General features: G+C 64.7%; 11 protein-coding genes. 6 read left to right on the forward strand and 5 right to left on the reverse strand.

What is annotated here, in order from left to right; translation table 11 throughout:
• Nucleotide 1: 1 nt before the first annotated feature.
• A complete protein-coding gene (frr, locus tag BMX43_RS05665; RefSeq protein ID WP_091298289.1) occupies nucleotides 2–568 on the reverse strand; it encodes a ribosome recycling factor in 567 nt (188 codons plus the stop codon).
• A 122-nt stretch (nucleotides 569–690) separates the two neighbouring features.
• Nucleotides 691–1,428, reverse strand: coding sequence for a UMP kinase (pyrH, locus tag BMX43_RS05670; protein ID WP_091299066.1), 738 nt, complete (start codon nucleotides 1,426–1,428; stop codon nucleotides 691–693).
• A 182-nt stretch (nucleotides 1,429–1,610) separates the two neighbouring features.
• Here pyrH and miaA point away from each other — a divergent pair, with 182 nt between their 5' ends.
• From miaA to BMX43_RS05700, 6 genes are all read left to right on the forward strand, one after another.
• Nucleotides 1,611–2,486 (forward strand): tRNA (adenosine(37)-N6)-dimethylallyltransferase MiaA, encoded by an 876-nt coding sequence (gene miaA / locus BMX43_RS05675; RefSeq protein ID WP_091298293.1) that lies wholly within the window; start codon nucleotides 1,611–1,613, stop codon nucleotides 2,484–2,486.
• A gap of 178 nt (nucleotides 2,487–2,664) precedes the next feature.
• Nucleotides 2,665–3,462, forward strand: coding sequence for an AraC family transcriptional regulator (locus tag BMX43_RS05680; RefSeq protein ID WP_091298296.1), 798 nt, complete (start codon nucleotides 2,665–2,667; stop codon nucleotides 3,460–3,462).
• A 228-nt stretch (nucleotides 3,463–3,690) separates the two neighbouring features.
• The gene (locus BMX43_RS05685; protein WP_091298300.1) at nucleotides 3,691–5,340 is read left to right on the forward strand and encodes an ABC transporter substrate-binding protein; all 1,650 of its coding nucleotides are present in this window, start codon (nucleotides 3,691–3,693) and stop codon (nucleotides 5,338–5,340) included.
• Between the two features lie 78 nt (nucleotides 5,341–5,418).
• Complete coding sequence (locus BMX43_RS05690; protein ID WP_091298303.1) at nucleotides 5,419–6,462, forward strand: ABC transporter permease; 1,044 nt, start codon at nucleotides 5,419–5,421, stop codon at nucleotides 6,460–6,462.
• Between the two features lie 11 nt (nucleotides 6,463–6,473).
• Nucleotides 6,474–7,664 carry an ABC transporter permease gene (locus BMX43_RS05695; protein WP_091299070.1) on the forward strand — a complete coding sequence of 397 codons (1,191 nt, stop codon included), beginning with the start codon at nucleotides 6,474–6,476 and terminating at the stop codon, nucleotides 7,662–7,664.
• Nucleotides 7,665–7,742: 78 nt separating this feature from the next.
• Nucleotides 7,743–9,827, forward strand: a complete 2,085-nt coding sequence (locus BMX43_RS05700; RefSeq protein WP_091298307.1) for an ABC transporter ATP-binding protein — start codon at nucleotides 7,743–7,745, stop codon at nucleotides 9,825–9,827.
• Nucleotides 9,828–9,870: 43 nt separating this feature from the next.
• On the opposite strand, the gene der is transcribed toward BMX43_RS05700, so the two are convergent.
• From der to BMX43_RS05715, 3 genes are read right to left on the reverse strand one after another with little or no spacing between them, the layout of a single operon-like run.
• On the reverse strand, nucleotides 9,871–11,349 hold the full coding sequence (der, locus tag BMX43_RS05705) for a ribosome biogenesis GTPase Der (protein WP_091298310.1): 1,479 nt from the start codon (nucleotides 11,347–11,349) through the stop codon (nucleotides 9,871–9,873).
• A 57-nt stretch (nucleotides 11,350–11,406) separates the two neighbouring features.
• Entirely contained in the window at nucleotides 11,407–12,753 is a 1,347-nt protein-coding gene (locus BMX43_RS05710; RefSeq protein ID WP_245749382.1) for an outer membrane protein assembly factor BamB family protein, read from the reverse strand.
• Between the two features lie 38 nt (nucleotides 12,754–12,791).
• Complete coding sequence (locus BMX43_RS05715; RefSeq protein ID WP_091298313.1) at nucleotides 12,792–13,439, reverse strand: hypothetical protein; 648 nt, start codon at nucleotides 13,437–13,439, stop codon at nucleotides 12,792–12,794.
• Nucleotides 13,440–13,507 lie beyond the last annotated feature (68 nt).

Genomic DNA, 13,507 nt, shown 5'->3' on the forward strand with positions numbered 1-13,507 from the left:
GTCAGACCTGCATGATTTCCTGTTGCTTGGACTCAAGCACCTTGTCCACGGCGGCAATCGCCTTGTCAGTCAGTTCCTGCACCTCGTCGGACCACATCTTCTGGTCGTCCTCGCCCATGCCGGCGGCCTTGGCCTTCTTGATCTGGTCCATCCCGTCGCGCCGCACGTTGCGGATGGCGACCTTGGCGCTTTCGGCATACTGCGCGGCAACCTTGGTCAGCTGGCGACGGCGTTCCTCGTTCAGTTCGGGGATCGGCAGACGGATCAGCGGGCCGTCGGTCACCGGGTTGATGCCGATGCCACTTTCGCGGATCGCCTTTTCCACCTTGCTGATCATCGCCTTGTCCCAGACGTTGATCACAACCATGCGCGGTTCGGGCACGTTGACTGTGCCCAACTGGTTGATCGGTGTCATCTGGCCATAGGCATCGACCTGGATCGGCTCGACGATGGAGGCCGAGGCGCGACCGGTGCGCAGCGAGGCGAATTCGGTTTTCAGCGCGGTCATCGCGCCGTCCATCCGGCGCTGAATGGCATCGAGATCAATCTCAAGATCGTCTTGCGACATCGGGGTCCTCATCGGTTCGGCGCGGCAGCCTGTTCCGCTTCTATAGCAGCAGGCCGCGCGCATGGGTATAGGATTGCGCCGCACAGGGCAGGCGGTGCGTCCGCCGCCCGGCAAAGGCCCGCTTAGCCCTGCACGGTGGTATAGGTGCCCTGCCCGGCCAGAATGCCGCGGAAGCCGCCCGGTTCGTCCAGCGAGAAGACGATGATCGGCAGATCGTTATCGCGCGCCAGCGCGATGGCAGAGGCATCCATCACCCCCAGATGCTTGGCCAGACACTCATCATAGCTGACCTTGTCATAGCGCTTGGCATCGGCGTGCTTCTTGGGATCCTTGTCATAGACCCCATCCACCTTGGTACCCTTGAAGATCGCCTCGCAGGCCATTTCATTGGCACGCAGCGTTGCGGCGGTATCTGTGGTGAAATAGGGGTTGCCGGTGCCCGCCGCGAAAATGCAAACCCGTTTCTTTTCCAGGTGGCGAACGGCGCGGCGGCGGATATAGGGCTCGCAGACCTGATCCATCGGAATGGCCGAGATGACGCGGGTGAAGACGCCAAGCTGTTCCAGTGCCGATTGCATGGCCAGCGCGTTCATCACCGTGGCCAGCATCCCCATATAATCGGCAGTGGTGCGTTCCATCCCCTGCGCCGATCCGGCGAGACCGCGGAAAATATTGCCGCCGCCGATCACCATGCAGATCTCGACCCCGAGATCGCGGACCGATTTCACCTCTTGCGCGATGCGCTGCACGGTTGGCGGGTGCAGACCGAAGCCCTGATCCCCCATCAACGCCTCGCCCGAGATTTTCAGCATCACGCGGCTGTATTTCTTCACGGGATGGGGCGCGGTTTCGGAGGTCATCGGGTTCATCCCTTGTCTGATGCAGGCTGTGTGGCGGAATTTCGGGTTTTGCTGGCGCGCAAAATGTCGGAAAACGGCGGCGGGTTCAACCGGGGAAGCGCGGCTTGCGCGACGCCAATGGCAGCGGGGGGCCAGCCCCCCGCACCCCCCGGAGTATTTGGGCCAGGATGAAAGGGAACGGGATGGAGGGTTTTCTGCGCAATCTGTCAGCCGAACAGCCGGTGCTGATTGCCGGGCCGACAGCCTCGGGCAAATCGGGGCTGGCGTTGGAGATTGCACAGCGGCAGGGCGGCGTGATCGTCAATGCCGATGCGTTGCAGGTCTATGGCTGCTGGCGCCTGCTGACCGCGCGCCCGACCGCAGAGGAAGAGAGCGCGGTGCCCCACCGGCTTTATGGCCATGTCGGGCGCGATGACCCCTATTCGGTGGGGCATTGGCTGCGCGAGGCGCGGGCAGTGCTGGAAAGTGGCGTCCGGCCGATTTTTGTCGGCGGCACCGGGCTTTATTTCATGGCGCTGACCGAGGGGCTGGCGGAAATCCCCGATGTGCCACCCGAAATCCGCGCCGAGGGGGATGCGCTGCGCATGGTGGATCTGCCGGCAATGATCGCAGCGCTGGATGCCGCGACGCGGGCGAAGACCGATCTGCACAACCCTGCGCGGGTGCAGCGCGCCTGGGAAGTGTTGCGCGCCACCGGGCGGGGGCTTGCCGACTGGCAGGCCAACACGCCCGCGCCGCTGTTGCCCCGCGCCACCTGTGCGGCCCTGGTGCTGCGGCCCGAGGTTGATTGGCTCAATGCGCGCATCGACCAGCGGTTTGACGCGATGATGGATCAGGGGGCGCTGCAAGAGGCGGCAATGGAATTGCCGCAGTGGCAACCGCAGCGCCCGTCTGCGCGGGCGATCGGCGCACCGGAGTTGATCGCGCACCTGCGCGGCGAGATCGGGCTGGAGGCGGCGGTGGCAGCGGCCAAGCTGGCCTCGCGCCAATATGCCAAACGGCAGCGCACCTGGTTCCGGTCGCGCATGGGCGACTGGAATGCGCTGATGTTGCCGTAACACATGAGGAACGGGTGTTATCCACAGGTTTACCCACGAGAAATGGCGCATTTCTGCAACGCCCCGAGAAGTTCTGAACCCTGCCGCAAAATTGCTTTGGCCTTGGCGCAAGGAAAGGTATCACGGGGCGTCCTTGCCAGTGCCCCTCCTCGTCGCAATCAAGAAGACCTAACGCACCATGGATCACTCCATCCCTGCCACCAAGCTTCGCCTTGTCGCCATTCCGCGCCTTGCTGCCGGGGGACGCTGGCGGGTGGAAGCGATGCGTGCCTATTCGGAGCCCTGTCTTTTGTGGTTCACCAAGGGCCAGGGGCGCATCACGCTGGCCGGGCAGACACGAGGCTACACCGCGAACAACGCGATCTTCATCCCGCCCGGCATCATGCACGGGTTCGAGGTGGGGCCGCAGGTTTTTGGCACAGCCGTCTTCTTTGGACGCGACAGCCGGGTGACGCTGCCGAAAGAACCGCATCACCTGCGCATCCGCGAGACTTTCGTGGCACAGGAGATGAACGTCACGCTGGATGCGATCCAGCGTGAAATGGACAGCACCAGCCCCGGGCATGACCGCGCAACCAGCCATTATGTTGGCCTGCTGTCGGTCTGGCTGGAGCGTCAGATTGCGCGGCTTCCGGCAGATCAGAACAAACCCGATGCCGCGCGGCGGCTGGTCGCGCGCTATACCGCGCTGTTGGAGCGCGAGTTCCGTTCAGGCATGGGGGTGGCCGAATTTGCCATGGCCCTTGGCGTCACGCCCACGCATCTGACGCGCTGCTGCAAGCAGGCCTGCGGGCGGCCTGCCTCGGCGCTGCTGCATGACCGGCTGATCTTCGAGGCGCGCCGGTTGCTCACAGAAACCGACCTGCCGGTGAACATGATCGCCAGCAGCCTTGGCTTCACCTCGGCGGCCTATTTCACCCGCGCCTTCCAGCATCAGACCGGCAAATCCCCCACCGCCTTCCGCCGCGCGCCCTGACCGGCCTTTTCCCGCACCGCACCGGAATTTCGGGAGGCCTTGCGGAAAAGTACATGAATTTGTCGCAAACTGACCTTCAACTGCCGAAAGCAGACCTAGACGCCTTGTGAAAAACAATGCGGAAATGGCGCTGTGAGACTTCCGTTGCGGCGACTGCCCGGCGTCTTCCTTCCGGCGATCTGCGACGGTGGCACCCGCCACATAAAAAGACCTGTCAGGGAGTTGAAGATGACGCACGATCACACCGGCCGCCCGCCGCTGCATCCCGCCGCCCCGGCCTACGCGCGCGAAGTGCGCACAGGCACCATGAGTCGGCGCGAGTTTCTGGCGCGCGCCACCGGCCTTGGCGTTTCCGTCGTGGCGGCTTACGGGCTGCTGGGGCTCGACGCTCCGGCGCTGGCGCAGGAAACCCCGGTTGCAGGGGGCACGCTGCGGATGCAGATGTTCACCAAGGCGCTGAAAGACCCGCGTCTGGCCGACTGGTCTGAAATCGCCAATGTCACGCGCGGCTGGCTGGAATATCTGGTCGAATACAACAATGACGGCTCCATCCGCGGCATGCTGCTGGAAAGCTGGACCACGAATGACGACGCCACCGAATATACGCTGAACGTGCGCAAGGGCGTGAAGTGGAACAATGGCGATGATTTCACCGCCGAGGATGTGGCCTTCAACATCACCCGCTGGTGCGAAGCCGGGGTCGAGGGCAACTCGATGGCGACACGCATGGCCGGGCTGGTCGATCCCGAGAAGAAGGTGCTGAAGGACGGCGCCATGACGGTGGTGGACAGCCATACCCTGAAGCTCACGCTGTCCACCCCGGATGTCACGCTGATCGCTGGCATGGCCGATTATGCGGCAGCGATCGTGCATCAGTCCTACACCAATGGCGATCCGGCCCAATCGCCCGGCACCGGCCCGTTCAAGCCCGAAACGGTGGAAATCGGCGTGAAGGTCGTGCTGGTGAAGAACACCGATCACGTCTGGTGGGGCACCGAGGTCTATGGCGGGCCGTATCTGGACCGGATCGAATATCTCGACCTTGGCACCGACCCGGCAGCGGTGGTGGCGGCAGCAGAATCTGACGAGATCGACGCCACCTATCAGACCACGGGCGAGTTTGTGGCGCTGTTCGACGGGCTGGGCTGGCCGAAATCCGAGGCCGTGACAGCGGCAACGCTGGCGGTGCGCTTCAACCAGCTGGCCGAGGAATACAAGGATGTCCGCGTACGCCGCGCCCTGCAGATGGCAGTGGACAACGCTGTCGTTCTGGAACTGGGCTATTCCGGCCTTGGCACCGTGGCGGAAAACCACCATGTCTGCCCGATCCACCCGGAATATTTCCAACTGCCACCGCTGACCGTCGATCCCGCCGCCGCCAAGGCGATGATCGCCGAAGCGGGCATGGCCGACCATGAATTCGAGCTGATCTCGCTGGATGATGGCTGGCAGGCGGAAACCTGCAACGTCGTGGCCGAACAGATCCGCGATGCAGGCATCAAGATCAAACGCACCGTGCTGCCGGGATCGACCTTCTGGAACGACTGGCTGAAATTCCCGTTCTCGGCCACCGAATGGAACATGCGCCCGCTGGGCGTGCAGATTCTGGCACTCGCCTATCGCTCGGGCGAGGCGTGGAACGAAAGCGGCTTCGCCAATGCGGAATTCGATGCCGCCCTGGCCGAAGCGATGGCAATCGCCGATGCCGAAAAGCGCCGCGTGGCGATGGAGAAGGTCGAAAAGATCATGCAGGACGAAGGCGTCATGGTGCAGCCCTATTGGCGTTCGCTCTACCGCCACACCAATTCCAAGGTGCGCGGCGCCGACATTCATGCCACGTTCGAGCATCATCACTACAAATGGTGGATGGCGGCCTGATCGCTTTCGCGCACAACGGATTGGACAGGCGGCACCGTGCCGCCCGTCCCCTTTATTTCCCGAAGGTGACCGCCGCCGATGCTCCGCTTCCTCGCCCGACGCCTTGCCACCATGGTGCTGACGGCGCTTTGCCTCACCTTCATCGTGTTCTGGCTGACCAACCTGCCGCCCAACCTTGAGAAGGTCGCGAAGTCCGAGGCTGGCAGCCGGATCAGCGATGCCGAGGTGGCAAGCTGGCTGCAGAAATACGGCTATGACCGCCCGGTCCTGCTGCGCTATGGCGAATGGCTGGGCGTGGTGCCTGCCCATGTGGCGCAAGGCCCGGATGGCCCGGTAGGCCGTTGCCTGCCGCGCGGCACCGATCCGGCCACCGCGCCGTCCTTCTGCGGCATCCTGCAAGGCGGTTGGGGCTTTTCCAATGTGTTCAAAGAGCCGGTGGGCGGCATCGTCGCCAAGCGGCTGGGTCTGACCGGCTGGCTGATGTTCGCGGTGATGGCGGTGATGGTGCCCGCCGCCCTGTTGATTGGCGTGCTGTCCGGGATGCGCGAGGGATCAAAGCTTGACCGCGCGCTCTCCTCCGCCTCGATCGTCACCACGGCCACGCCGGAATATGTGTCGGGCGTGATCCTCGTCACGCTGTTCGCCTCGTCCGTCACCGGGCTGAAATGGTTCAAGGGCACGGCGACCGGCGCGATGGAGGACATCACATTCGAGAATTTCTTCCTGCCGGTGATGACCATCGCCCTTTACGGCATCGGTTATATCGCCCGGATGACCCGCGCCTCGATGGCCGAGGTGATGACCCAGCAATATATCCGCACCGCGCGGCTGAAAGGTGTGCGCTTCCGTGACGTGGTGATCCGCCACGCGCTGCGCAATGCGCTGATCGCACCCTTCACCGTCATCATGCTTCAGTTCCCCTGGCTGCTGAACGGTGTGGTGATCGTAGAAACCCTGTTCAACTACAAAGGCTTTGGCTGGACACTGGTGCAAGCGGCGGGCAATAACGACATCGACCTTCTGCTGGGCTGCTCCATCGTCGCCGTCATCGTCGTGCTGGTGACACAACTGATCTCCGACCTCGGATATGCGCTGCTCAACCCGCGCATCCGGCTTTCGTGACGGAGGCGATGATGAGCGACCTTTCCTGGAGCCAGATCCTCGCCGTCATGGCCGCCCAATTCCTGCCGGTCTGGCTGGCCCTGTCGGCGACCTTCGCCCTGTCGCACCGCTTGCGCCGCCGCCTCGGGCTCTATGGCAAGCTGTTCGACAGCCCGGTCGGCATGATCGGCCTCGCCATCGTGCTGTTCTGGGTGTTCACCGCGATCTTCGCACCGCTGATCATCACCCATCAGCCGCTGGCGCAGATTTCCGGCCTGAAGAACGCTCTGCCCGGCGCCGCCATTGCCAGCGCCGAGGCGGGTGAGTTCGGCCATTACCTGCTGGGCGGTGACAGCCTCGCCCGCGACGTGTTTTCGCGCATGGTGATGGGCGCGCAGTCGGTGCTGGCCATCGCCCCCGCCGCCACGGCCTTTGCCTTCATGGTCGGCATCACGCTGGGTCTGCCCGCCGGTTACTTCGGCGGCAAGCTGGATACCGCGCTCAGCTTCGGCGCCAACCTCGTGCTGGCCTTTCCGGTGATCCTGCTGTTCTACCTGCTGGTCACGCCGGAAATCCAGAACACCGGCCCGCTGCTGCTGGGCTGGCGCGCCTCGATCCCCAATAGCATGGCGGCGATCCTGTTCGCCTTCCCGATCCTGTTCTTCACCCTACTGTGGCAGACGCGCTATTTCACCAACCCGCCGCGCCGCAACCTGTTTGTTGGCACCACGCTCGTGCTGGGCCTGTGGATCTATGCCGGCCTCGCCTTCAACGCCGATCCGACCGGGTTATGGGCGATGGAGCCGAACCTGCTCAACGTCTTCGTCTCGGTGGTCTTCGTCAACGCCCCCACCGTGTTCCGCATCGTGCGCGGCCTGACGATGGACCTGAAGTCGCGCGATTACATCGCCGCCGGCCAGACCCGCGGCGAAGGGCCATGGTATCTGATGCTGTGGGAAATCCTGCCCAATGCGCGCGGCCCGCTGATCGTCGATTTCTGCCTGCGCATCGGCTACACCACCATCCTGCTCGGCACGCTGGGCTTCTTTGGCCTTGGCGTCTCGCCCGAAAGCCCCGACTGGGGCTCCACCATCAATTCCGGCCGCAAGCTGCTGTCTGTCTTCCCCCACCCCGCTGTCGTCCCCGCCCTTGCCCTGATGAGCCTCGTGCTCGGCCTCAACCTGCTGGCCGACGCGCTGCGCGAGGAAAGCCTGAAAGACTGATTTCATCTTGGCCCAAATATCCCACGGGGGTCCGGGGGTGTGAAACCCCCGGTCCTGCCCCAGCCAGCGAGACCCACCATGCCAGACTGGACCCCGGATCAACCCATCCTCGAAATCGATAACCTCTCGATCTCCTTCTCCACCCGCCTGCGCGACATTCCGGCGGTGATGGATTTTTCCTGCACCGTCATGGCGGGCGAGGCGATGGGGCTGGTAGGCGAATCCGGGTGCGGCAAATCCACCGTGGCGCTGGCGGTGATGCGCGATCTGGGGCGCAATGGGCGGATCACCAGCGGCACCATCCGGTTCAAGGGGCGCGACCTCACGCAACTGGGTGAAGCAGAGCTGCGCCATATCCGCGGCCGCGAGATCGCGATGATCTATCAGGAACCGATGGCCTCGTTGAACCCCGCCATGACCATCGGCGCGCAACTGGCCGAAGTGCCGATGATCCATGAACGGATGCCCCGCCCCAAAGCCATGGCACTGGCCCGCCAGATCGTTGCCGATGTGCGCCTGCCCGATCCCGACCGCATCCTGCGCGCCTATCCGCATCAGCTTTCGGGCGGGCAGCAGCAACGCATCGTCATCGCCATGGCGCTGATGTCGAAACCCGCCCTACTGATCCTCGACGAACCCACCACAGCCCTGGACGTGACGGTGGAGGCCGGGATCGTCGATCTGGTCAAGGATCTGGGCGCGAAATACGGCACCTCGATGCTGTTCATCTCGCACAACCTCGGGCTGGTGCTGGAAGTTTGCGACCGCATCACCGTGATGTATTCCGGCGAGGCGGTGGAAACCGGCGCCGTGGCCGAGGTGTTCGACCATATGCGCCACCCCTATACGCAGGCGCTGTTCCGTTCGATCCCGCTGCCCGGCGCCGACAAGAACAGCCGCCCGCTGGTGGCGATTCCCGGCAATTTCCCGCTGCCGCATGAACGCCCGCCCGGCTGCAACTTCGGCCCGCGCTGCGACTATTTCAAAGCCGGGCAGTGCGATGCCCGTGATGTTCCCATGCGCGCCGTGCCAGACCGCGACCGCCACGACAGCCGCTGCCTGCGCTTTGACGAGATCGACTGGGACGCCCCGCCCGCCCTGCGCCGCATCGTCGAAAAGACCCCGGTGGGCGAGGTGGTGCTGCGCATGGAAGACCTGCGCAAATATTACGAGGTTTCGGGTGGCGGCCTGTTCGGCGGCGGCGCCACCAAGGTGGTGAAGGCCAATGAAACGCTCAGCTTCGAGGCGCGCGAGGGTGAAACGCTGGCCATCGTGGGCGAATCCGGCTGCGGCAAATCCACCTTCGCCAAGGTGTTGATGGGGCTGGAAACCGCGACCTCGGGCAAGATCATGCTTTATGACCGCGACATCCAGAACACCCCGATCGAAAAGCGCAATATCGATACGGTGTCGGGCGTGCAGATGGTGTTCCAGAACCCGTTCGACACGCTCAACCCCTCGATGACCGTGGGCCGCCAGATCATCCGCGCGCTGGAAATCTTTGGTGTCGGCGCATCCGATGCCGAACGCCATGCCCGGATGCTGGAACTGCTGGATCTGGTGAAACTGCCGCGCGCCTTTGCCGAACGGATGCCGCGCCAGTTGTCAGGCGGGCAGAAACAGCGCGTCGGCATCGCCCGGGCCTTTGCCGGAGGCGCCAAGATCGTGGTGGCGGACGAGCCGGTCAGCGCGCTGGATGTCAGCGTGCAAGCGGCAGTGACGGATCTGCTGATGGAAATCCAGCGCGAAAATCGCACCACGCTGCTGTTCATCAGCCATGATCTGAGCATCGTGCGCTATCTCAGCGACCGGGTGATGGTGATGTATCTGGGCCATGTGGTGGAAATCGGCAGCACCGATCAGGTCTTCGCGCCACCCTATCACCCCTATACCGAGGCGCTGCTGTCTGCCGTGCCCATCGCCGACACGCGGGTCAAGAAACAGCGCATCGTGCTGGAGGGTGACATTCCGTCGGCGATGAACCCACCGCCCGGCTGCCCGTTCCAGACGCGTTGCCGCTGGAAAGCGCAAGTGCCCGGCGGGCTGTGCGAGCGTGACATGCCGCCCGTCCGCACATTGGCGCCGGGCCATCAGATCAAGTGCCACCTGTCCGATGAAATCCTGCAACGAATGGCGCCGGTGATCACCATCGCCGCCGAGTGAGCCCGAATTTTCGCAGAAAATTCGCGGCCCACGGCGCGGTAATTCACCACTTCTGGTCGGGGTCTTTCGACGCCATGTGCTTGCGCAGGCGCGAAGGTGTGTGGAATTTGCGCTCGCGATACGGGTTCTTGTCGCCCTGCCCGCGGAAGGTGATGCGGATCGGCGTGCCCGGCATGTCAAAATGGTCGCGCAGCCCGTTCACCAGATAGCGCTTATAGCTTTCCGGCATCATGTCCGGGTGCGAGCACATGACGATGAAGCCCGGCGGGCGGGTCTTCACCTGCGTCATGTAGCGCAGCTTGATGCGCCGTCCGCCCGGGGCCGGCGGCGGGTGCGCCTCGGTCATCGCGCCCAGCCAGGTGTTCAGCCGCGCCGTGGTGATGCGGCGGTTCCATACGTCATGCGCCTTCAGGATCGCGGCATGAAGCCGGTCCAGCCCCCGCCCGGTCTTGGCCGAAACGGTGATCATCGGCGCGCCGCGCAACTGGGGCAGCAGCCGTTCGAACATCTCTTTCAGTTCGGCCAGCTTTTCCTGTTTCTCGTCTTCCAGATCCCATTTGTTCACCGCCACCACGACCGCCCGGCCCTCGGTTTCGGCAAAGTCGGCGATGCGCAGATCCTGAACCTCGAACGGAATCTCCACATCCAGCAGCACGACCACCACTTCGGCAAAGCGCACCGCGCGGATACCATCGGCCACCGACAGTTTTTCCAGCTTGTCGCTGATCCGCGCCTTCTTGCGCATCCCGGCGGTGTCGAAAATCCGCGTGGGCGTGCCCAGCCATTCGGTGCGCACCGAGATCGCGTCGCGGGTGATCCCGGCTTCGGGCCCGGTCAGCAGCCGGTCAAACCCGAGGATCTTGTTGATCAGCGTCGATTTTCCGGCATTCGGGCGCCCGATCACCGCGATCTGCAGCGGCTTGGCCAATGTGGGCTTGTGGGCTTCGAGATCAGCCTCTTCCTCGGCCTCCTCATCGCTCACATCCACATCGACCACCGGCGCATCGGCCACCGCGCGTTCGACGAAATCGGCGGCCAGCGGGCGCAGGATGTGATAGAGGTCGTCCATCCCCTCGCCATGTTCGGCCGACATGCGCACCGGCTCGCCCAGACCAAGGCTCCAGGCCTCGATCGCGCCGCCATCCCCGGCCTTGCCCTCGGCCTTGTTCACGCCAAGGATCACCTTGGCGCCGCGACGGCGCAGAATGTCGGCAAACACCTCGTCAGTCGGGGTGACTCCCATCCGGCCGTCGATCAGGAACAGGCAGATATCCGCCATATCCACCGCGCGTTCGGTCAGGCGGCGCATCCGGCCCTGCAGGCTGTCATCGGTGACTTCCTCCAGTCCCGCCGTGTCGATCACGGTGAAGCGCATGTCGAACAGCTTGGCATCACCTTCGCGCAGATCGCGCGTCACGCCGGGCTGATCGTCCACCAGCGCAAGCTTGCGGCCGACAAGCCGGTTGAACAGCGTCGATTTGCCCACATTGGGGCGGCCTACGATGGCGAGTGTAAAGGTCATCCAGCCCTCCGGGGGCGCGTCAAAAGGTCAAGCCCGTGGGGATACACGGGTTTGGTGTCAACGGAAAGCGTGAAGTTGCCCATCTGCGCCGACCACCAGTAGCATCCCCCCCGCCAGCGCCGGTTGCGCCGCAGCCCCGCCCGGGATCTGCGCGGTGGCGGTCAACGTGCCATCAGTGGGCGAGAAGAAGCGCAGCAGCCCGTCACCTGACGCGACCGCAATCCGCCCCCCCGCGAGAACCGGCCCGTAATGGGCGGTAATCGCCTTCAGCTTCTTGGGCTTGGTCGCCTCGAAATAAGGCATTTCGACCGACCAGACCCGCGCGCCGCTTGCCGCATCCAGGCGCACCAGCTTCGCCTCGTCATCCACGAGGAAAACCGATCCGCCCGCCAGCAGCACCGGCGCCAAGGCGGCTTCCGGTGCGCTCCACAGCGTTTCGCCGGTGCTGGCGGACAGCGCATAGCTGCGCCCGCCCGCATTGCCGACATAGACTGTATCTCCCGACACGACCGGGTCGCCGGTCACCTCGGTCGTCAGCGCATAGGCACGGCCCAGCCGCTGGCCCACGACGCGCGCGCGCCAGCTTTCCAGCCCGCCGGTTTTCAGCGCGGAGATCACCTCGCCCGATGCGGTCGGGAACAGGATCGCACGATCGGTGATCGCAGGTGCCGCAGCCCCCAGCATCCCCAGCGCCCCGGCACTGCCCGGCAATTGCCAGCGCACCTTGCCATCGGCGGTATCGACGGCCCAGCCAGAGCCGTCACGCCCGGCGACATAGACGGTATTCCCCTCGACCGCCGGGGCGCCGGTTACCGCGCTGCCCAGCCGCTGGCGCCAGATCACCCGGCCCGTGGCCGCCTCGGCTGCGATCAACTCGCCATAGCCGGTGGCTGCAAAAATCTTGCCCCCGCCAAACGCCAGCCCGCCCCCCGACACCTCCGAGGCCGCATCGCTGGCCGGTGTCAGATCGCTTTGCCACAAAGGCGTGCCGTTCAGCGCCGTGGCGTGCAGCCCCGCACGGGCATCAAGCGTGTAGATGCGCCCATCGCCCACAACCGGCGCGGCAGAGATTCGGCTGCGTCGGCTATTGCCCTCGCCAATCGGGGCAGACCAGACAAGTTGCGGTGCAGCACTCAGCGCACCATGCGGCATCAGGTGGCGGGCATTGCCGCCCCGCTGCGGCCAGTCGGCATTGGCCTGAGCGGCGGGCAGCGAGATCGGCGCCGACGCATTGGCGGGCTTGCCCGCCGGGTCTTTTGGCGCGGGATTCCCGGCGCTGGGAAGGCTTGCCTCAAGCGGCGTGCGCGGATCGAACCGCTCGCCGGGCAGGATCACTTCACGTTCACATGCGGCAAGCATAGCCATCAGGGCAAAGCCGGAGACAGCGGATTTCAGCAGCGACACGGTGGCGTCTCCCGTCTGTTGCGGTGCGGTCGGGCGGGTCAGCCCTGCTTCGGCTCGCCCCCAAGGGCGACAATCATCTGCGCGGCGCGGCTGCGCAAGCCCCCCGGCGCATCCTGATCGTCCAGCAGCGCCTGCAGGGCGGAAATCGCCGCTTCGGTCTTGCCGTCTTCGACCAGCAGATAGGCCAGTTGTTCGGCGGCCATGGTGCGGAACGGGCGGCCAGCGGCGGCCAGCGGCTCCAGTGCCGCGCGCCGATCCGCCAGCGGCATCTCGGCCCCGGCCACAATCACGCGGCGCAACGTCGCCAAGTCGTGCCAGATTTGCGGCAGGCTGGCATCGGCAATCACCTTGTCCAGTGCGACCAGCGTCGCCGCCCGGTCTTGCTGCGGGTCCGAAGACAGCAGCATCTGCACCAGCGCCGCCTGCTCGCCACGCACCGTGATCTTGTCAAGCGCCTCGCGCCGGGACTCGGGGGTCGGCGCCTCGATCGCGGTCAGCAGCGCATCGCCGAAGTCGCGCGCGGCGGCTTCACTGCGTGCCTTGGACCACTCGTTATAGGCGGCCCCGCCGACGATCCCGGCCACCAGCAGCACCCCGATCCAGCCATATTTGCGGAACATGGCGAAGAGCTTGTCGCGGCGCACCTCTTCGGTGACCTCGTCGATGAAACTTTCGGGGTTGCTCAAGGGTCTCTCCCATTCTTTGGCCCTGTCTTACACGCAAGCCCCCACGGTTGCCAAGCCCCGCCCCCCTT

Source organism: Gemmobacter aquatilis (assembly GCF_900110025.1).
Taxonomy (GTDB): Bacteria; Pseudomonadota; Alphaproteobacteria; order Rhodobacterales; family Rhodobacteraceae; genus Gemmobacter; species Gemmobacter aquatilis.